At 42.4% G+C, this 21,439-nt stretch carries 20 protein-coding genes; 10 read left to right on the plus strand and 10 right to left on the minus strand.

Translation table 11 applies throughout. The annotated features are described in order from the left end of the window. Positions 1-15 precede the first annotated feature (15 nt). Positions 16-639 (plus strand): HAD family hydrolase, encoded by a 624-nt coding sequence (locus tag ACO1NU_RS00540; protein ID WP_448816488.1) that lies wholly within the window; start codon positions 16-18, stop codon positions 637-639. 49 nt (positions 640-688) lie between these two features. Next, positions 689-1,450 carry an SGNH/GDSL hydrolase family protein gene (locus ACO1NU_RS00545; RefSeq protein ID WP_448816489.1) on the plus strand — a complete coding sequence of 254 codons (762 nt, stop codon included), beginning with the start codon at positions 689-691 and terminating at the stop codon, positions 1,448-1,450. Between the two features lie 2 nt (positions 1,451-1,452). On the opposite strand, the gene ACO1NU_RS00550 is transcribed toward ACO1NU_RS00545, so the two are convergent. The 3 genes from ACO1NU_RS00550 to ACO1NU_RS00560 all read right to left on the minus strand — a co-directional run bounded on the left by ACO1NU_RS00550 (position 1,453) and on the right by ACO1NU_RS00560 (position 3,944). Then, the gene (locus ACO1NU_RS00550; protein WP_448816490.1) at positions 1,453-1,707 is read right to left on the minus strand and encodes a hypothetical protein; all 255 of its coding nucleotides are present in this window, start codon (positions 1,705-1,707) and stop codon (positions 1,453-1,455) included. 367 nt (positions 1,708-2,074) lie between these two features. After that, on the minus strand, positions 2,075-2,554 hold the full coding sequence (locus ACO1NU_RS00555) for a Dps family protein (RefSeq protein WP_448816491.1): 480 nt from the start codon (positions 2,552-2,554) through the stop codon (positions 2,075-2,077). Positions 2,555-2,600: 46 nt separating this feature from the next. Then, positions 2,601-3,944 carry an NfeD family protein gene (locus tag ACO1NU_RS00560; RefSeq protein ID WP_448816492.1) on the minus strand — a complete coding sequence of 448 codons (1,344 nt, stop codon included), beginning with the start codon at positions 3,942-3,944 and terminating at the stop codon, positions 2,601-2,603. Positions 3,945-3,967: 23 nt separating this feature from the next. On the opposite strand from ACO1NU_RS00560, the gene ACO1NU_RS00565 reads away from it, so the two are divergent. From ACO1NU_RS00565 to htpG, 4 genes are all read left to right on the plus strand, one after another. Then, positions 3,968-4,735 carry a DUF4905 domain-containing protein gene (locus ACO1NU_RS00565; protein WP_448816493.1) on the plus strand — a complete coding sequence of 256 codons (768 nt, stop codon included), beginning with the start codon at positions 3,968-3,970 and terminating at the stop codon, positions 4,733-4,735. A 34-nt stretch (positions 4,736-4,769) separates the two neighbouring features. Next, complete coding sequence (locus ACO1NU_RS00570) at positions 4,770-5,600, plus strand: LysM peptidoglycan-binding domain-containing protein (RefSeq protein WP_448816494.1); 831 nt, start codon at positions 4,770-4,772, stop codon at positions 5,598-5,600. Further along, positions 5,593-6,231 (plus strand): uridine kinase family protein, encoded by a 639-nt coding sequence (locus ACO1NU_RS00575; RefSeq protein WP_448816495.1) that lies wholly within the window; start codon positions 5,593-5,595, stop codon positions 6,229-6,231. Before ACO1NU_RS00570 ends, ACO1NU_RS00575 begins: the two co-directional genes overlap by 8 nt. A gap of 264 nt (positions 6,232-6,495) precedes the next feature. Next, entirely contained in the window at positions 6,496-8,379 is a 1,884-nt protein-coding gene (gene htpG / locus ACO1NU_RS00580) for a molecular chaperone HtpG (protein WP_448816496.1), read from the plus strand. A gap of 54 nt (positions 8,380-8,433) precedes the next feature. On the opposite strand, the gene ACO1NU_RS00585 is transcribed toward htpG, so the two are convergent. The 7 genes from ACO1NU_RS00585 to ACO1NU_RS00615 all read right to left on the minus strand — a co-directional run bounded on the left by ACO1NU_RS00585 (position 8,434) and on the right by ACO1NU_RS00615 (position 13,982). Further along, the gene (locus tag ACO1NU_RS00585; protein WP_448816497.1) at positions 8,434-9,558 is read right to left on the minus strand and encodes a porin; all 1,125 of its coding nucleotides are present in this window, start codon (positions 9,556-9,558) and stop codon (positions 8,434-8,436) included. 94 nt (positions 9,559-9,652) lie between these two features. Further along, positions 9,653-10,027 carry a 6-carboxytetrahydropterin synthase QueD gene (queD, locus tag ACO1NU_RS00590; RefSeq protein WP_448816498.1) on the minus strand — a complete coding sequence of 125 codons (375 nt, stop codon included), beginning with the start codon at positions 10,025-10,027 and terminating at the stop codon, positions 9,653-9,655. Between the two features lie 38 nt (positions 10,028-10,065). Continuing rightward, entirely contained in the window at positions 10,066-11,181 is a 1,116-nt protein-coding gene (gene ald / locus ACO1NU_RS00595) for an alanine dehydrogenase (protein WP_448816499.1), read from the minus strand. Positions 11,182-11,401: 220 nt separating this feature from the next. After that, positions 11,402-11,938 carry a hypothetical protein gene (locus ACO1NU_RS00600; RefSeq protein ID WP_448816500.1) on the minus strand — a complete coding sequence of 179 codons (537 nt, stop codon included), beginning with the start codon at positions 11,936-11,938 and terminating at the stop codon, positions 11,402-11,404. Positions 11,939-11,952: 14 nt separating this feature from the next. Further along, entirely contained in the window at positions 11,953-12,294 is a 342-nt protein-coding gene (locus tag ACO1NU_RS00605; protein WP_448816501.1) for an STAS domain-containing protein, read from the minus strand. A gap of 13 nt (positions 12,295-12,307) precedes the next feature. After that, positions 12,308-13,438: a SpoIIE family protein phosphatase gene (locus ACO1NU_RS00610; RefSeq protein WP_448816502.1), complete on the minus strand. Its 1,131-nt coding sequence runs from the start codon at positions 13,436-13,438 to the stop codon at positions 12,308-12,310. A gap of 1 nt (position 13,439) precedes the next feature. Continuing rightward, entirely contained in the window at positions 13,440-13,982 is a 543-nt protein-coding gene (locus ACO1NU_RS00615; RefSeq protein ID WP_448816503.1) for a hypothetical protein, read from the minus strand. Positions 13,983-14,067: 85 nt separating this feature from the next. Here ACO1NU_RS00615 and ACO1NU_RS00620 point away from each other — a divergent pair, with 85 nt between their 5' ends. The 4 genes from ACO1NU_RS00620 (at position 14,068) to ACO1NU_RS00635 (ending at position 21,438) form a co-directional block, all read left to right on the plus strand. Further along, a complete protein-coding gene (locus ACO1NU_RS00620) occupies positions 14,068-14,991 on the plus strand; it encodes a glycosyltransferase family 2 protein (protein WP_448816504.1) in 924 nt (307 codons plus the stop codon). 6 nt (positions 14,992-14,997) lie between these two features. Beyond that, positions 14,998-16,185, plus strand: coding sequence for a glycosyltransferase family 2 protein (locus ACO1NU_RS00625; RefSeq protein WP_448816505.1), 1,188 nt, complete (start codon positions 14,998-15,000; stop codon positions 16,183-16,185). Between the two features lie 112 nt (positions 16,186-16,297). Continuing rightward, on the plus strand, positions 16,298-17,788 hold the full coding sequence (locus tag ACO1NU_RS00630) for an ATP-binding response regulator (protein WP_448816506.1): 1,491 nt from the start codon (positions 16,298-16,300) through the stop codon (positions 17,786-17,788). Between the two features lie 23 nt (positions 17,789-17,811). Further along, positions 17,812-21,438, plus strand: coding sequence for a response regulator (locus tag ACO1NU_RS00635; RefSeq protein WP_448816507.1), 3,627 nt, complete (start codon positions 17,812-17,814; stop codon positions 21,436-21,438). Position 21,439: the final 1 nt, after the last annotated feature.

Below are 21,439 nucleotides of genomic sequence, written 5' to 3' on the forward strand. Positions count from 1 at the left end.
ACTATTTTGCGCCCCATGAAATACGATAGTATTATTTTCGACATGGATGGTACGCTCTGGGACCCTACCGAATTGTATCTTCAAGCCTGGAATGGCGGCCTGGCTGCTACCGGAATTGATGTGGTCTTAACAGCTGAAGACCTTAAACCCATGATGGGGGTAAGTGGCAAAACTGTTCTGGAGACTTTTTTACCAGAACATACCGATGCCATCAGAGAACAAGTGGCAAATGCTGTTAACGAACGTCGCCGTGAGCTGATTATATCAGGAGGTGGGACTATGTATCCGGGAGTAAAAGACGGCATCAAACTTCTTTCAACCCGGTATAAGCTTTTCATCGTAAGTAATTGTCCCAAAGGCATAATCCCTTTGTTCATGAATCGGGCGGGTATCACTGACTATATAATTGATGAGATGGCCTATGGCGAAAACCTAAAGCCCAAAAACCATAATATCAAGCTTCTGATAAACAAACACAAGCTTGAGAACCCAATCTATGTTGGGGATACCGACATAGACCGGGTCGAAAGTGAAAAAGCAGGTATTCCGTTTGTTTTCGTCAGCTATGGATTCGCAGTAGCTGAGCGTTATGACTTACATTTTTCAACATTCGATGCGCTTGTGGAGCACTTTTCCTGATAATGGTGGAAACAAATTATCTTCGACTACTAACAACCTAGCCTGAATTATGGATATTAAAAAATTTGAAAGACGATCATTTATAAAAAAAGTCGCTGTAGCAGGACTCGCCAGTTTAACCCTTCCTGATTTAGTACTTGCATCAATGCCTGAAGCGAGGCAAAAAAGAACGATTTTAAAATCTAATGCTGTCGTGCTGTTTCAAGGCGATTCGATTACCGACGCAAAACGAACAAAGAGTGATTTGGCGGCGAATAGTGCCCCCGGTCTGGGATCTGGCTATGCATTTCTTGCCTCCGCCAATCTGATGCAATCTAATCCTGAAAAAGGCCTGAAAATTTATAATAGAGGTATCAGCGGCAACAAAGTTTATCAGCTCGCTGAACGCTGGGAGAACGATACCTTTGCCATTCAACCAGATGTACTTAGCATCCTGATTGGAGTGAATGACTTCTGGCACATGATGAATGGAACCTATAAAGGCACTCTTGACACGTACAGAAATGACTATAAGAAATTGTTAACTCTGACAAAAGAGAGGCTTCCAAACGTTCAACTAATTATTGGAGAACCATTTGCTTTAAATGGCACTTCTGTAAAACCCGACTGGTTTCCGTTGTTCCACGACTACCGCAAAGCAGCCCGGGAGATTGCTGACGAGTTTAAGGCGACCTTTATTCCTTACCAACAGATTTTTGATAAGGCGCTCGAACTTGCTCCTGTGTCTTACTGGGTTCCTGATGGAGTACACCCGTCGATAGCAGGTGCACAGTTGATGGCAAACGCTGTGACTCAAGCGTTCCGTAAATAACGTTATTGATCTAATGTGGGATCATTGTAGATGCTCTTGTTAGCATCATCGACCGTGATGAAAGTATAGGTGTCGAGAATATTTTCGAATTCGTCGTCATCATCCCAGAGCGGGATGATAGGCTTCTGATGATTGATGGTTATGAAAGCATTCATTGCAGCAATGCGATCTTTCTCAATAGCCGGGATACCTGCATTACTTACTCCCACCTGAACGGCGGTTTCTGTTTCATGTGAAATGAAAAATAATTGTTTCATAGTTAGAGCTCATTAATAACCACGCACGTAAAAATTAGTTTGCTGAAGTGTTAATATAGAAATTGCTTAAATAATTTCTACGTAAGGAAAACAAACAGCGAGTAAAAGTGTTATGTCTAGTATGATTAATGACAATATCTATACGACTTACTTATTTAAAGACCGTAACACAAACCAGTTGATTCAACAGCTGACCGTTAGAAACACGGTAAACAGATATGAAAGCGTGCTACACACCATTCAACAACTAACAGAGAAGTACTCTTTATCTGCGCAAGATATTATAGTAGAGAATTAATATTCACGTTACGGTTTAAAAAAGAAGGCTTGAACTTATAAGTTCAAGCCTTCTTTTTTTGTTTAAAATTTAGCTTTTCCCGCAGAATGCTCTCAGCATCCAGGTATTCTTTTCTTTGAATTGCATGAAGCGATTAATCATGTCGTTGGTTCCATCGTCACCACTTTCTGCTGTCGCTTCCATGAGCTTTCTCTCTATTTCAATCAAAGCAGTAAAGTCATCCAGGATTGCTTCTACAAGCTTTACGTCTTCTACTCCAATGGTATTTATTTCCTTTATAGAAGCGATGTTGATATAGTCCTGATAAGTACTCAAAGGGGCTTTACCAAGAGTAAGTATCCGTTCTGCGAGTTCATCTATTGTTGCGACTGCGTTCGTATATAATTCTTCGAATTTAACATGAAGAGTGAAAAAGCTTTTTCCTTTGACATTCCAATGAGCGCCTCTAAGCTTTTGATAGTGAATATGATAATTCGCAAGGTAATCATTCAATTCGTCAACTATTGGTCTTACGTCTGTGTCTTTTAATCCGATTTGTTCAGCTTTCATAATTACTTTTTCTATTACAACCTATCGAATCGGCAGAAGGTTTAAGCTAAAGTAACTTTCTGACAAATACATTGTAATTCTCCTGTTTTTCCACATAGATACGCGTACCCTTCTCCAGATAACCATCAAGAGCTATGGCATCGTACCAGAGACCTTCGATTTCAATCTTACCGGATGGCCGCATGTCTGTTTTGGCAAAGCCCTCTTTTCGGAGGATATCGTCAGGTTGTTTTCCACTTACATATCCCAGATCTGACCTCTGTTCATCTTCAAGTACGAGTCGTCTGAACACCGGTGTTTTCATGATCGACTTACCTAAGATCACGCAGATTACGATAGAGGCGACCATCGAGAACAAGACAATCAATACAGCGGTCGTAAGCTGCTCGGAACCTGTCACATTGAAGTCGAAAAAATCGTTCATTACCATGCTCAGTGCCAAGCCTCCTACGATGCAGATTATTCCCAGTATCCCTGCGACCCCAAAGCCAGGAATAACAAAGACTTCGAGCATTAACAGCACTAAGCCAACTAAAAATAGCCCTATTTCCCAATGAGCTGCAAGCCCTTCCAGATATAGTGGAGCAAAAAACAAAGCAGCCGCTACAACAGAAACCAACAGGGCAAACCCGATTCCCGGGGTTTGCATTTCGAAGTAAATTCCGCCAATAATCAAAAGTATCAGGAAGCCACTCACAACCGGTGAGATCAGGAAAACGATAATATGGTCTATTACGGAGACCTGATGATCAACACGCTGTTGGGGATCAAGACCTTCCGCGGCAAATATCTGATCTACACTCGTTACCTCACCCGCACAAAAGCCCACTTTTATAGCCTCTTTACTCGTTAACGTTAAAACCTTGCCCTTGGAGTTCACACCTTTAATTTCCACATCAGGATCTACAAAGGCTTCTGCAATTCTTGGATTTCTGCCCTTTGCCTCCGCTGTTGCACGCATGAGGCCCCGCATGTACGATTGATACTTCTCTGGCAATACCGTGCCTTTAGTGTCGACCACACTCGCCGCACCGATACTTGCACCGGGTTTCATGTAGATCTTATCGCAAGCAATAGAAATAAGAGCACCAGCAGATGCGGCATTATTATCAATAAAAACAATGGTTTTCATGCTCGAATTCAAAATTGTCGAACGGATCGAGTCCGCATAATCAACTAAACCTCCGAAAGTGTTCATCCGAATGATGATGGTAGAAGCATCAAGCTCCTTAGCGTGATCAAAGGCCTTTTTTGTTTGCCTCCAGGAAGGAGGACCAATTTCGTCATGCAGATCAAAAACATACACTTTGGCAGACTGGCTGAAAAGACAGACGGGAAAAAATAATGTGAAAGTCAATAAAATGACACCAACAATCGCAGATCGGTTCATAATTGCTAATTTTGTAAATGTTTTTGGCCACTAAATATACATTAAAACCCACCCTTAAGGCGAACTTTAAAGGAATAATTTGGAAGGTTGAAACAGATCCTACCGGACATATAGTCGTCGTTGAAACCCGAAATCCAGAGGATCGAACAACATACTTTTCTGCGTTTGATTTTAATAGAGGAAAAACTCTGTTTTTTGAAATAAGCGTGTCCGACGGCTGGAATTGGGGGCTGGACTTCGTATGTCATGGGTATGTTTACCTGCACAGTTATATCAATGACAAAACGCCTGAGCATAAAGGCATCATTGCCCTGGATCGCACAGGCAAAATTGCCTGGCAGGTCTTCAACAAGGCGCTGGAAAGCGTGGCGGATGAAGGCTTGATCGCTTACAACCCCAGCATACAGCAAAAGCAATTTGAGCTGCTTGACCCAGCAACAGGTCAAGTTACGAAACAGAATATTCAACAATTTAACTCATTCGGCAGAGTAGCGTATTTCCCCGAGCCCACATCCTCGCAAGAGCGCATGAAAGACCTGGAGGATTATAAATCCATTGTTGGTCCGATTTTCCACCTGGCTCACAAGGACAAAGATGTTTATTCTTTTCACGTCGCGAACGGCCCTTCATTCTCTTTATATCTCGTCATCAAACATATGGGAAATCACGTTCACGAGGAAATACTGGAACAGGATATACAAAAACTTAATCCCGAACCGTTCTATATCGAGCACAGTCATCTATTCTGCATCAGGAATAATAAATCTGAAATTGTGGCATATTTAGTATAATTGTAACCTTTAATTTTTAACATACCGAAAATAAATGCGTTTTATTTTAGCAAGTGTTTGCATTTTTCTATCATGCGGTGTATTTGCAAGCAGCCGGTTGGACTCCGTCGGCAGTGAGAACAACAACGGCAGATTAGTCATTATCCACTCTGTAAAATCCAAAGAATCATACTACTCTATAGGTCGGCTATATAACGTTACGGCTAAAGAAATCCAGTCTTTTAACAAAACCGGCATTTTACAGCCAGGATCTCTGGTAAAAATACCTACCCAGCGTCCCTTTATTGTTTCCAGACCTCAGCCCGCACAAACAGGAGGCACACAACAGCAAGATGATGGGCTTGTAGATTATAAAGTTGGACCTAAAGAGACACTATTCGCAATTGCAAAGCGATTTAATACTCACGTAGAATCCATAAAAGAACTTAACAAATTAAAGAGCAATGCTCTCGCAGTTGGCCAGATCATCAAAGTAAAGCCGGGGGCGGGCGCACCCTTACCGCCTGTTGAGTCCATCCTTAATACAGCAAAAAGCGATTCAGACCGGGTGATACCAAACTTGCCGGTAAATCGGTACGGACTGAAAGAACGATCAGAAAAAGGAATTGCCACCTGGATTTCTGACGAGCACCTGGATTCTACTAAGATGCTTGCATTGCATAAAACAGCTCCCGTAGGAACTGTTGTCCGCATTAGCAATCCGATGACGGGCAAGACGACATTCGCGAAAGTCGTTGGTAAATACACAGAAAATGCCACTACAAAAGATGTCATAATTGTCATTACCCAAGCTACAGCAGACCTCCTGGGGGTTCTAGACAAAAGATTTTTAGTAACAATAGACTACGGAGTTCCAAATGAATAGACCTTTTGTAATAGGAGTAGCCGGAGGGAGTGGGTCTGGTAAAACATTCTTTTTAAATTGTTTTCTACATCACTTCAGCAGTGATCAGGTCAGTTTAATATCACAAGACGATTATTACAGACCTATTGAAGAACAGCCCCGGGACGAAAACGGGTGGGTAAACTTCGACCTTCCTCAATGTATTGAGGAAGACAAGCTTCTCCATGACTTATCTATTCTGCTACTTGGAGATTCTATCCAAAAGAAAGAGTACACATTTAATGTCGACAACGAGAAGGCGAAAATGCTGACAATAAATTCAGCTCCAATCATCATTGTTGAAGGTCTCTTTGTATTTCATTTCAAAAAACTTGCATCGTTATTTGACATGAAAATTTTCATGGATGCTGACGAAGAGATTACTTTGAACAGACGGTTGAAGAGAGACATTAAGGAAAGGGGCTACGATCACGATATGATTATGTATCAGTGGGTAAACCATGTTCTTCCGGCTTATAATTCGTACCTTCTCCCCTACAAAGACACTGCTCATAAAGTTATATTAAACAACTCGCATGTTGCCGATGACATTATCGAGGTTACCAAACAGCTTGCCGAAGAGTTAAAAGACTCCGTTCTAGCTGATAATTGATTTTTTATTAAATCCACTGCAATGGACAATCTGATGAGTGAGAGAAAGGAAATTCCGACAGATCCGGAATTAAACAAAGGGGTTGGACATTGCTTCTTATGCTCTTGTTATAAGAAATGCTGTAAAAAATATAAAAAAGGTAAGAGGTGTAAAGATTGTCCGGGAAAAAAGAAATAGAAGTATTCCCCTGTCAAATTGTCACCAATATAGATTTGGAACAAGCCTTGATCTACATATTTTGAAACGTTAACATTTTTCAATCATATGCAAGAGAAAGGAACAATATCCATCCACACCGAGAACATCTTCCCTATTATCAAGAAGTTCTTATATTCTGACAATGAAATTTTCTTGAGGGAACTCGTGTCTAATGCAGTAGATGCAACTCAAAAAATCAAACGTCTATCCTCACTAGGCCAGTTCACGGGCGAACTTGGAAACTTACAAGTCGAAGTAGCATTCGATCCAGACAAGAAAACCCTTACCATTTCCGATCCCGGAATTGGAATGACAGCTGAGGAAATCAAGAAATACATCAATCAGATTGCCTTTTCCGGAGCAACAGAGTTCGTTGAAAAATTCAAAGATGCAAAAGACGCGAATGAGCTCATTGGAAAGTTTGGTTTAGGCTTTTATTCGGCCTTTATGGTAGCGGACAACGTGGAGATTGAAACCTTATCCTATCAGGATGGTGCCAAGCCGGCCCGTTGGATATGCGATGGTAGCACTGAATTCGAAATAACAGAGGGATCACGTACCACAAGAGGTACAGATATCATATTGCATATCAACGCTGAATCTGAAGAATTCCTGGATAAGTCCAAACTGCAGCAGATTCTCGACAAATATTGCCGTTTTCTACCCATTCCTATTAAGTTCGGAACAAGGTCTGAAAGTCAGGAAGATGGCGAAGACGAAGAAGGCAAACCGAAATATACTTCTATAGAAGTTGATAATATCATTAACAACCCAAACCCGATTTGGACGAAAGCACCTTCTGATCTTAAAGACGAGGATTATCTAGCCTTCTACAAAGAGTTGTATCCGTTCTCTGAAGATCCGCTGTTTTGGATCCACCTGAACGTTGACTACCCTTTTAATCTTACAGGCGTTTTATACTTCCCGAAGGTCAAAAATGACTTCGACTTCCAACGCAACAAAATCAAACTGTTCTCTCGTCAGGTGTTTATAACTGATGAAGTAAAAGACATTGTTCCTGAATTTTTAATGTTGCTTCATGGTGTTATCGATTCTCCAGACATTCCTCTGAACGTTTCAAGAAGCTTCTTACAAGCAGACAGTAATGTTAAGAAGATCAACAATTACATCACCCGGAAAGTAGCTGACAAATTAGCTGACCTCTATAAAAAAGATCGCAAGGCTTTTGAAGAAAAGTGGCAGGACATCGGTCTGTTTATCAAGTACGGAATGGTAAGTGATGAAAAGTTTTATGAGAAGGCTAAAGACTTCGCTCTTTTGGTGAATACCAAGGATGAGTACTACACTCTCGATGAATACAAAGCCAAAGTCGAGCCTTTGCAAACTGATAAGGAGGGTAAGCTTGTATACTTGTATACAAATGATGCATCAAAGCAAGATTCTTATATCCAGTCAGCCAACCGAAAAGACTACGATGTTTTGGTAATGAACTCTCCTATTGATAATCACTTTATCAATCAACTGGAGCAAAAACTTGAAAAAACGTCTCTGAAACGTGTAGATGCCGACGTCGCAGACAAGTTAATTGCAAAGGACGATAGCCCGGCGCACATTCTTACCGAAGAACAAGTTACAAAGGTTAAAGAAATCTTCGACAAAGCCATTCAAAAGCCTGCATACAAAGTGGAGGTTGAAAGCATCAGTCCTGAAGAACTTCCAGTTCACGTCTCCATGGACGAGTTTATGAGAAGAATGAAAGACATGGCTCAAATGGGTGGTGGAATGGGCTTCTACGGATCATTCCCGGACAGCTACAAAGTGGCCGTGAATGGGAATCATCCTCTTATAGGACGTATTATTGCCAGCGAGAGCGAGGAAGAGAAAATCAACCTGGCAAAGCAGGCTGTAGATTTGGCGATGCTGTCTCAGGGTCTCCTGACCGGTGCCGACTTAACGGAATTTGTAAAAAGAAGCGTTCGTTTAATATAATCTTTCAAATTTTTAAACAGCAAGGCCCTCACCTATCAGTGAGGGCCTTGCTGTTTAAAATCTAACCTGCATCTGCGCTACAGCAATATTGTATCTTTTCTGAGAAATCGAGCTTGTAGCGTGATCAAACATTTCCATCATATAACCCATTTGAAACCGGGCAAAGTAATCGTCTGTAAATTCGAGACTCAACATCGGAGTTAATGTCTGTCGTTGATTTTGCTTCAACTTATAATTCTCATCAAGATATTCGTAGCGGGATGATAGCTCTATAGAACGAAGTCGCGGATGTTTGTATTCGTACCGAAGGTTTGGGAACAAGTAAAAGCCGCGGTCCTGGTACTTGCTGGCTAAACCTCTCACAGATTTTTCTGTAAGCTGATAGCCTGCAATGTTCCCTCCCTGCTTGTATTCTCCTGATAGATCAAGGACAAAACGGTCTGAAACAGGTACAGTCATTGTCATGTCTACGCCGAATGCCTTAAACTCCTGTTGTAAAGCTGAAGCATAAGCACCGTTGATGCCGAGCTTTAGGCTTTTGTTTATATCACTCTCAAGCCTGGCATAGAAGTTTTTACCGTTGTCATTGTCCATAGCCTGATTTCTATTGTTACCGTTGGCAACGCCTAGATAGTAGTTTAAGGGAATGCCGGCTGCTTTCATCTCGCCATAAATGGCAACACCTACCTGAAATCCTTGCCACCCACTCGCGCTAAATAAATAATATTGATTGGAATAGTCCAGGGACTTAATTACATCTGCAGGATAGATATCCTCCACTCCAAAGAATGGTCGGAACTGGCCCATTTGCACATTCAAGCTCTTATTAAAATGATAGCGTATAAATGCATTCTCCAGAACCTTGGACTGGGGGTTACCTGAGAAGTCAGCGAGGTTCACCATAATATTAGCGTCGAAATGATCATTGATGTCAGTTCTGATCATCGCCCTCACGCGTTTAAGCGAAAAGCTGTTATTAACACCTTTATCCAGACAAGCTCTACCGCTTACATCAACACTGTCAGTCATCGAATAGGTGTACCTGAACTGTACCAGTCCCGAAAGCCTGGTATTTCTCTTAAAGGTTGAAAAATTAACTTGTGTAGAATCTGAATCAGCCTTGCTGGAATAGGGAAAGGAAGCAAAAAGCAAGAAGACAATAAAGAAGAGATTACGCATAAATACCTGATGTACTCTGCAAAAGTAATCTACCTGATTCGATATAAAAATGCTTCAAATCACCTTGGGGAATGAGATAAGCGAAGAGAGACAACTATCCTGTATAAATGACTCCCGAGCTAGGTGTTTCACTAATCTCGATCTTGGAAAGCAGAGGCATCAAGGGTTTGATGCGCTTCCAAAACCATTCTGCCAATCTTTCGCTAGTTGGATTTTCGAGACCTTCAATCTCATTAAGAAGACGATGGTCCAGACTCTTGACCAGAGGATCCACTGCGTCCTTTAGATCTGTAAAATCGACAAGCCATCCAGTATCCGGATCAACTTCGCCTTCAAGAAAAACTGTTAGAGTATAGGTATGACCATGCATTCTGCCACATTTGTGGTTTTCACTTACGTTGGGAAGAAAATGAGCAGAATCGAACGAGAATTGTTTGTAGATGACCATGTAAAAGAATAATAGGGTCAAAGATAAGACAAAACCTACATTTGACCCTAAAAATCTTCTTATTGAAGAAGTCTGCGTACATCCTCATAAGCCAGTGCATGCGAGTCAGCAACTGCCTTATAAGTAACGAAGCCTTCCAGGGTGTTAACTCCTTTAAGTAGCGCTTCATTCTCCTGACAAGCTCTTTTGTATCCCTTATTGGCAATTTGAATAGCATAAGGAACAGTAACATTTGTCAGGGCAAGAGTAGACGTATGCGGCACGGCTCCAGGCATATTAGCCACAGAATAATGAACAACGCCATGTTGAAGAAACACTGGGTTATCGTGAGTAGTTATCCGATCTGAAGTTTCAAAAATTCCACCTTGATCAATTGCAACATCGACCAAAACAGATCCAGGCTCCATTGATTTAACCATTTCTCCTGATACCAGGGTAGGCGCCTTTGCTCCAGGTATCAGCACTGCGCCGATTACGAGATCAGATTCCTTTACCGCTTCAGCGATATTGTGAGGATTAGACATCAGCGTGTTAATTTGACTTCCAAATATATCGTCTAGCTGACGCAAACGATCAGGATTCAAATCAATAATAGTGACGTCAGCCCCTAAACCCACTGCAATTTTCGCTGCATTGGTTCCAGCCACTCCACCGCCTATTATCGTAACCCTGGCCCTTCTCACTCCCGGAACCCCTCCCAGAAGAACTCCCTTACCGCCTTCTGGCTTCTCAAGGAATCGTGCGCCAACCTGAGCGGCCATTCTACCCGCAACCTCGCTCATTGGCGTCAGCAAAGGCAGGGAGCCGTTCTCGAGCTGAACCGTTTCATAAGCGATACCCACCACCTTGTTCTCAATAAGTGCCTTGGTTAGTTCAGGCTCTGCAGCAAGATGCAGGTATGTAAATAAAATCAGACCTTCGCGAAAATACTTGTATTCCGAAGCGATCGGCTCTTTAACCTTCATGATCATGTCCATCGCCCAGATTTCAGCAGGGCTATCCAGAATGACAGCACCCGCATCCTGATATTGTTTATCAGAAAATCCGGAACCTAATCCAGCACCCTTTTCGATGAAAACCTCATGACCAAAACGAACTAAGTAAATAACTCCGGCAGGGGTCATGGCTACCCTGTTTTCATTATTTTTAATTTCTGCAGGAACTGCAATACGCATAAACTAAAGATTTAATAATTTTAAATAAAAGGCGCTATCCATTAAAAGATAGACTAGGAAAGTAGAGTAAATATACGATTATGACAATTTACAAGTCAAGAAAAGTGGGAGATTTTCAATTTAATTTAACAAAAACGTCAAAGACTCCGAAACATCAATTTTTATAGGTGGCGCAACACATTCGACGAAGAAAATTTCATTTTAAATGCCCGAAACGTAATCAGTTAAGAGAGACCGATATATCAAAATGATTAGATCCTTCGGTATTACTGAACAAGTAGCGCACAGAACTAGACGATTTGAGTAAAATTAACAGTCCGTAATGTTCTTCCATATCCATAATCTGGTCAGGGGAATGTATCGGATATTCGACTACCTCGAACTTTAAAGAACACGGAGAATCGACTATGGCATAGATACAGTAGAATTCATCCTTGTGTATCTCAACCTGCTCGCCGACAAAAGACTCGTGTAGTGGCAAGTACCCGTAGTTTTTAAGGAAAAACGGCTTACCGTTGTCGATCTTTTGAATATTAATTATGTCTCCTTCAATATCCACGTTTAATAAGCTGTGCGCAGCACCGGAATGCTTCACGGCGTTCGTCAACAGTTCGACTATGATATGTCTGCAATGGTTCACCTTCACTGCGTACCGCGCTTCTGATACGTTCGCCCTGATAAATTCCACTATCTCATGCATCAGGGGCTGAATGCTCTGTACATTGTTATCAAAAAGAAATTGTTTGTTTACAAGCATATAATCAGGAACTATCAGGCAACCCATCCGCCGCTGTACAAAGTTGGAAGTGTCTGGAACACTTTGAACACCTTATCCATTCTAATCATCTCAAATAAATTCAGTATGTTCTCATTAAGACCATATACTGCCAGATCTCCACCATTTGCTAAGGCATGTTTCAAAGCTGCAACGAGTGCCCCCAAAAAGGAGCTGTCGATATATTGAACTTTTTCAAATGATATTACGATCTGCTTTCGCCCTGAATCAAGTTCAGTAATAAGTGCATGCTTAAAAAGATCAGCCTGCTCCATATTCGCTTCGGCTATCATAATTGTTGCTACGTGGTAATTACTATGTGATTCTATCTCAACCATATTTTGCTATCTATTATTCTTTTTCAATGATCACAAGACTCCTGTCATCTACAACGGTCTCTTCTATACTTTCTGAAAACATCTCACTTTTGATCTTTTTGTAAGTGTCATTCTGACCTAGAAGTAAGCTGAGCTTCTCAACAAAGATCGTATAATCCGATGTCTTGCCATTTTCACCCACGAAATCAATCATCCCGTCTGTTATGGCTATCAACTGATCACCTGGAGCCATGTCTATAATGTCTTCCTCATACAGACCATCTTCATATATTCCCAACAACAGTCCTTTTGACCGGATGCAGGTAACTTCGCCACTTGATCGGCTATAGTGTATAACCGGCAGATCACCGGCACCAGCGTAAGAAACCTGCGAGGCTGATCTGTCGATCATCATAAGCGTTAGTGTGGAAAGTACATCTCCAAGCACAGGATCGAGACAAACTATCCGGTTAATTTTGTTAAGTATCCTGGCCGGCGACGAGATACCATCGAACACGCAAAGACGTATAGCCGATCTTATGTAGCTAAGAAAGTTAAATGAAAAGAACCAGGCACCCCACTTCTTACCCATTACATCCCCTAACACAACAAAAGTAGTATTCTCATCCGTTTTGATGAAATCGATAAAATCTCCGCCAGGAAAATGATTATAGGTCTGATAAAGGAACTGAAGTTTGAAGTCCTCGACCTTTGGTGCTGCTACAGGTACCGAACGAAGATTCAGGGCCTCGGCAGCTGCGCCGATTTCGAATAAAGACTTCTCATGTTGCTTCCTGATTGTATCCAATATGTTGTTCAGCTTAGATACCACAAGGTGGACCGGAGTACTTTTATCGATGTAGTCAACTGCTTGCATTTCCAAGCCCTGCCTCATCGTGTTTTCATCTGCGAAAGACGTATAGAACACAAAGGGAATATTTCTGTATCGCTTATCCCGCAGTAGCACTCTTCTAAACTCAAATCCATCAATTTCAGGCATTGAATAGTCAGACAACACAATATCAGGAATCTCCTCAAACAATAGACCAAGGGCCTCTTTTACCGACTTTGCTGTCCGGCAACTGAAACCTTTTGTACCCAACGCGCGACATATCAGCTGAAGCATAAAGCGGTCGTCGTCGACCAAAAGAATTTTCTTCACCATGCTAGTTCGATCTTTTCAGGTTATTGAGTGAGTTAAAAAGCAAATATACGCCTGTAAACACAATTACCAATGCAATCAGGTCCATAAGAGTGACTCCGTCATTTTGAGAAAAGTAAAAGATAGTAAACATTTCAAAGTATGGAGGAGCGGGCATCACTACCATAGCGAATCCAAGTAAGATCAATAGAACAGAAAGGATCATCAATGAAATACCGGATCCCTTGTCTCGCGAGATTATTTTCGGAGCATCATTACTGTCCAGCTGATATTTGGAAAGGAGCTTTTCAAGATCGTCGGCCTTCTCCAGCCTGGATAAAGAACTATCATCCAGCTTTTTGAACTCATCCAGGTCCTGACGAGTTAGTGATTTACGTTCCACGGCTTCGTTGAAGCGAGTATGTAGCTGCTTCAGACTGTCGCTGTCAAGTTCACTATCGTTAAGCAATTGGATCAGTTCATCCAGCTTCCTCTCCGCCGACATCCTGGCCTCATCCAGGTCCTGAAACTTCTTTATCTCGCTCTTTATACTCTTCTCGCTTCCCAATGTTCAAATATTAGTATATTTTTACCTCAGATCCCTTTGTGATGGAAAAAGGATATTCTTCCAATAGTAAAAAATAAATGCCCGAATGAAAAAAGTTTCTGTTATAACAGTCAACTACAACCAACCTGAAGTTACAGAAACCCTTTTACAATCCATAGCGGAGCTTAACAAATATCCGGCCATCCAGGTCATCGTTGTCGACAATGGCAGTAGTATCAATCATGTTCCCCAATGGACTCGTAAATACCCGGAACATACATTCATTCGACTCGAGTCAAACCTCGGCTTTGCAGGCGGGAATAATGAGGGAGTAAAGTTTGCTGATGGTGAATATCTGTTCTTTGTAAACAACGACACTGAATTTACGGAAGGTCTTGTTGAATCGCTGGTACGTCTGCTTGAGCAGCACCCGGCGATAGGAATGGTGTCGCCTAAAATCCGATACTTCGATCAACCACAAACAATTCAGTATGCCGGCTTTACGCAAATGAATTATTACACAGCAAGAAACAGGTGTATAGGTGAACTAGAAACCGACGAGGGCCAATATGACCATACGACTGGTCCAACCGGCTTTATCCATGGTGCTGCCATGATGGTGCGAAGATCTGCCATAGACAAAGCGGGATTAATGGCTGAAAGCTTCTTTTTATACTATGAGGAGATGGATTGGTGCGATCGCATCAGGAGACAGGGTTTTGAGATTTGGATAGAACCCCGTGCGTTGATTTTCCACAAAGAGTCCATTTCCGTAGGTAAAAAAAGCATCCTCAAGGAATACTTCATGAACCGTAACAGAATGTTGTTCATTCGGAGAAATGCCCCGCAATTAGCCGTAATCATCTTTTTCTTATATTTCACTGCCATTGTAGTTCCTAAAAACATCTTTAAACATATACTGGATAGACGATATGATCTACTTCAGCCTCTCTTGAAGGCTTTGAAGTGGAACTTAACTAACAAAAAAGACAGTACTAATCTGGGCTACCCTGTCCATCAGATAAAATAAGTTATCATGGAAATAATCTTCTGGCTTTCAGCTTTTATCATATTCTACACCTTTATAGGCTACGGCATACTCCTTTACTTTCTAGTGAAATGCAAGCGGTTTATCTCAGGAAAACAGCCCATGGTCGCTATAGATGCGAATAGTCTTCCCACATGTACCTTGATTATAGCTGCTTATAACGAACAGGAGTATATGCACGATAAGATCGCGAACACACTTCAACTGACCTATCCGGAAGATAAGTTGGAGATCATATTTGTAACAGATGGCTCTACAGACCGCACTCCTGATATCGTTGCCGAATACCCCCGCATCAAGCTCTTGCATTCGGCTTCCAGAAAGGGAAAAATTAACGCCGTTCACCGGGCTATAGAACAGGTCAGTTCAGATGTGATTGTCTTTACCGATGCAAATACGTTTCTGAACGCTGACGCTCTTGAAATCATTTGCAGGCACTATCAAAATACACGCGTCGGTGCTGTAGCCGGAGAGAAACGCGTCTTTTCAGGTAAAGAAGCAGACGCTAGTTCTGCAGGTGAAGGATTCTATTGGAAATACGAGTCGGCTCTTAAGAAGTGGGACTCTGAACTCAATTCTGTTGTCGGCGCGGCGGGGGAACTGTTCAGTATCAGAAGGAGCCTCTACCAGCCTGTCGGAAGTGACGTGATCCTTGACGATTTCATGATCTCTATGTTGATAGCGATGCGCGGCTATAAAATAGTTTATGAACCTGACGCGTACGCTATGGAGAATGCCTCTGCTGATGTAAAAGAAGAGTTGAAACGGAAGATCAGGATCGCTGCCGGCGGACTGCAGTCAATTGCCAAACTACTCCCCCTGCTCAATGTGTTCAAATACGGAACACTCAGCTTGCAGTACATCAGCCATCGCGTGCTCCGCTGGACAATCACTCCATTGCTTCTTGTAGTTATCTTTGTGGTTAACCTGCTTTTAGTATCACAGGATACATCTTCGGTCTACACCTTGATTTTAATTCTTCAGGTAATATTCTATATTTCAGCATTCACAGGATTTTTACTTGAAAAGAAGCAGATAAAAATCAAAGTGTTATTTATTCCATACTATTTTTGTGTGATGAACTACGCGGTGTTTCGTGGAATATTCAGGTATTACGCAAATAAACAAAGTGCAACATGGGAAAAGTCTAAGCGAAAAGACAGCGGAAAAATTTAAAACACTTTTTATTATTAAATGTTCATAACTGTTATCACATATCTGGATAGACTTCCTGATCAGATACGTGACATACCGGTTGGTTCGGCCACCTTAAAGGAAATACTCTATAATGATTTTAATAGTTGATGACAAACCAGAAAATATATTCTCATTAAAAAAGATTTTAGAGATAAACAACTTTGACGTAGACACTGCTCTTTCTGGAGAGGAGGCACTCAGAAAAATACTTAAACACACCTACGCGCTAATTATTCTTGATGTACAGATGCCCGGAATGGATGGCTTCGAGGTAGCAGAAAATATATCAGGTTATAGCAAATCAAAAGACATTCCTATTATATTCTTATCTGCCGTGAACACTGATAAACGGTTCATTACGAAAGGATATGCCTCTGGTGGTGTGGACTACATCACTAAACCTGTTGATCCTGATGTTCTTATCTTGAAAGTTAAGACGCTATATCGCTTGTATGAACAGACAAGAGACCTCAATGAGGCGCATCTGGCATTGAGAGCGGAAATCGAGTTTCGCAAGCGTGCTCAGGCTGAATTAAAAGAGCGCGTGCAGGAACTGCGCTCAACCTTGGAAAGTATTCCACAAATTGCTTTTACCGCCAAGAACGACGGTGCTATTGAGTTTGTCAATAAACATTGGTATGATTACAGTCACAGGCAAGAGGATTTTCCAGAAACCCACCCTGATGATCCAAATATCCTCGAACACTGGCTATCTGCAATACAGGAAAACAGGTCCCTTGAGATGGAAGTACGCATTAAGACCCTGGCTGGTGAACAATACCACTGTCATTTGCTGCGAACCACTCCAATCAAGGAAGGAGACACCATAATAAAATGGGTAGGTACCTTCACTGATATCGAAGACCAGAAGCAGGCGGAAAAGCGCAAGGACGAGTTTTTGAGTATCGCCAGCCATGAACTCAAAACCCCTCTTACGAGTATCAAAGCCTATATGCAACTTCTTGAACGTGCATTTGCACCAGAGCTGCAGGCTGCAGAGGAAAGTGGGAATTACCTGAAGCGGGCGCAGTTTCAGGTAGACAAGCTGCATAGTCTCATCGCCGATCTCCTCGACATATCCAAAATTGAAAGTGGAAGAATGAAGTTCAACAAGAAAGTCTTCAAGTTTGAAGACCTCCTTACCACTTCAATAGATATCATCAGACAAACAAATCATGATGTCAAAATTTCCCGAAAAGGAAATGTCGAAGCTTTTATCTATGGAGACGAAATACGAATTGAACAGGTTATACTGAATTACCTCACCAATGCCATTAAATATTCACCAGATGCAAAAGAGGTGCTGGTTGAAAACTCTATGACCCCGGATGGGCACATAATGGTGAAAGTAATAGATTTCGGCGTCGGCATTCCCCCTGATAAACAATCACAGATATTTAACAAATATTATCGCGTTGAGGAGACATCCCACCGCTTTCAGGGGCTGGGAATCGGGCTCTATATCTGCTCCGAGATTATAAATCGCCATGGCGGTACCTTCGGTGTCGAAAGTAATCCTGATCAGGGTTCTACTTTCTACTTCACCTTACCGGCACATCAAGATACTGTTCCAAACAACTAATTACAAAAGCAAATTGACAAACAATGAATAGTAAGGCTACTATTAATTTAAGGATCGGATACGGATTCTCGGTACTGTTATTATTGATCAGTTCCGCCGCATCTTATTTCGCCATTCACAACCTCGTCAAAAGTTCCGGCCTGGTTAATCATACGAACACCGTTATACTCGAGCTGGAAAGTACAATATCAATCTTGAAAGATGCTGAAACCGGACAGCGCGGATACCTCCTTACGGGCATGCCTGAATTTCTGCAACCCTTCAACAGGGCCAGCGAAAAGATCGAAACCCATATTGGCCGCGTCAGAGAACTTACGCAAGACAATCCAGTGCAGTTACGTAACTGTGACCGATTGCAGTCGGTATTAAATACGCGCATCGAACGCCTGTCGGCTGTTATCGATCTTCGGAATAAAACAGGCAAAGTCTCCAGTGAAGACATGCTCCTGGGACGCAAGTATATGAATGAAGCGCGGGATATAGTCCTCTCGATGGAACAGATCGAACAAAAGCTTCTGGCGAAACGGAATGAGAGCCTTGACACTTATTCGACGTACACGCCTGTATTGATTGTTGTTGCTGCCTTCCTCTCCCTTATAATTGCACTTGTGTCCTATATGCGGGCCAAAAGAGATCTGGAAAACCGTTCTCTGCTTTACGCAGAACTTAAGGATAAAGATGAGCACATTGCCCGACGACTTGTTATTATAGAAGACATTGCAAAGAGGATTTCAGCTGGCGACTACTCAACCCGCGTAAAAGATGAAACCGATGCGGATAGCCTTGGAGGACTTGCTCTATCATTGAATAAGATGGCAGAGTCCCTGGATTATTCATTTACATCACTGTCAGATCGCGAATGGCTTCAGGCAGGCATCGCGTCCCTTAATGACCGCATGATCGGAGAAGTCGAAATTCGCCCGCTTGCCCAAAACATCCTGAATCACATTATCAAATATACCAACAGCAGCATCGGAGCATTTTACCTCATGCAGGATGAAGAACACCTCGAGCTAAGCAGCAGCTACGCGCTTCTGTCTGATTCACGTAACCCGGTGCTTAAGGTAGGAGAAGGAATAGTGGGGCAATGTGCAGCCAATAAACAACCTATCTCCATTTCAATTAACCCTGATGACATGATTGTTGCGTTTACGAGCGGCAACGTAAAGCCGAAGAGCATTGCCGCATTCCCCATCATGTTTGAAAACAAGATCAAGGGGGTGATTGAACTAGGATCAACTGAAACCTACGACGCTAGAACGCTGGAGTATTTCAAACTGATCTCTCATAGCGTAGGCGTAGTGATCAATACCGCACAAAACCGGACCAAACTTCAGGAATTACTCGAAGAGACGCAGGCACAGTCTGAGGAGCTGCAGGCACAGCACAGCGAGTTGGAAAACTTAAATACGGAGCTTGAGGCACAGGCCCAAAAACTTCAAGCCTCTGAAGAAGAACTTAAAGTACAGCAGGAGGAACTTCTCCAGGCCAACCAGGAATTAGAAGAGCGGAGTAAAATATTAGAAGAAAAAAACCAGCTGATTCTCGAACGTAACCTCGACATTCAGAAAAAGGCAGAGGAACTTGAACTCAGTACGAAGTATAAGTCAGAATTTCTTGCGAACATGTCGCATGAGCTTCGCACACCGTTGAACTCCATTCTGCTGCTCTCAAGGCTTCTGTCGGAAAACCCGGAGGAGAACCTGAACGAAGATCAGATAGAATACGGAAGAGTAATTCACAGCTCTGGAAATGGCCTGTTAACGCTCATTGATGAAATTCTTGACCTTTCCAAAATCGAGGCCGGCAAAATGGAGCTTGAATATCAGGAAACTCCGGTTAAGGAGATCATTTCCGACATGCATTCACTCTTTAACCCGTTGGCAAAAGAGAAGGCACTTGAATTCACTACAGCTCTTGCGGACGATGTACCCGAAACGATCAGAATCGACAAGACCCGCTTCGAGCAGATCCTGAAGAACCTACTCTCAAACGCACTAAAGTTTACCAGGAAAGGCTTTGTAACCCTCAATATCATTCAGTCTGATAGACCCGGATACCTTAATTTCTCTGTTAAAGATTCAGGAATAGGCATTCCAAAAGACAAGCAGGACCATATCTTTGAAGCCTTTCAACAGGCAGATGGTTCTACCAGAAGAAAATATGGCGGTACCGGACTTGGATTATCTATCAGCAGAGAGCTTGCAAAATTACAGGGTGGAGAACTTCTCCTTACAAGTGAAACTGGAAAGGGAAGTGAATTTACCGTGAGCATTCCTGTAGATCCTAAATTCATTCCAAGCTCACCAGAAGCCAGGTCGCAGGAGCTTTCGCTGGAAGTACCCCCAGCTCCGCCAAAGGTCATTATCAACTCCGGGGACGATAATGAGCGGACTAAAAAAAGATTTGTAACTGACGTCATTCCGGCTGAACTGGATGACGATCGCAGCATTGTTACCTCAGAAGATAAACCTATACTCATCATTGAAGATGATACCAACTTCGCGAAGGCTCTACTTGAGTATACGCGCAAAAGCGGCTATAAAGGTATAGTAGCAGTTCGGGGAGATCAGGGTGTGGAATTAGCGCGACAGTACAAACCTAGGGCGATTCTTCTCGATATCCAACTTCCAGTAAAAGATGGATGGGAAGTCATGGACGAGTTGAAGAACAATCCTCAAACCCGCCACATACCCGTACATATCATGTCCTCCATGGAGGTCAAAAAAGAAAGTCTGATCAAAGGCGCCGTCGATTTTATTAACAAACCGGTAGCACTTGAACAAATGCAGCATATGTTTTCGAGCATCGAAAGTGCCTTAAACAAAGATCCTAAAAAGGTGCTTATCATTGAAGAGAATCCTAAACACGCCCGAGCTTTAGCTTATTTCCTGGACACCTACAATGTCAATGCGGAGATCAAAGGTTCAGTATCTGAAGGGGTCGACGCTTTGCAGAAAAAGGAAATTGATTGCGTGATTCTGGATATGGGTATCCCTGATATGAATGCATATCTCACACTGGAAACCGTCAAGAAGAGTCCGGGACTTGAAAACCTCCCGATCATCATATTTACCGGAAAAAACCTGTCTAAAGCGGAAGAAAGCAGGATCAAGCAATACGCAGATAGTATTGTGATGAAGACCGCCCACTCCTATCAAAGAATTCTTGATGAAGTGGCGTTGTTCCTGCACCTCGTTGAGGCTAAACATCCGATCGCTAATAATTCTGGCGCAATGCGAAACGCTGTTGCAATGAATGAAATATTGCAGAACAAAACGGTCCTGATCGCCGACGACGACGTTAGGAACATCTTCTCTTTAACAAAGGCCCTTGAACAGTTAAAGATGAAGGTGATCTCTGCTACCGATGGCAAAGAAGCGTTAAGGGTTTTGGAAGAGAATCCGCAGACAGACGTTGTGCTGATGGACATGATGATGCCTGAAATGGACGGCTATCAATCGACCATGCAGATCCGTCAAAATCCCAAATACAAGCACCTGCCTATCCTCGCTGTTACGGCTAAAGCAATGGTAGGCGATCGTGAAAAATGCATTTCCGCAGGAGCATCAGATTATATCTCGAAGCCGGTGGACATCGACCAGTTAATTTCCCTTTTAAGAGTTTGGCTCTACGATAGACATCTATAAG

The sequence above is a fragment of the Arcticibacter sp. genome (assembly GCF_053551015.1).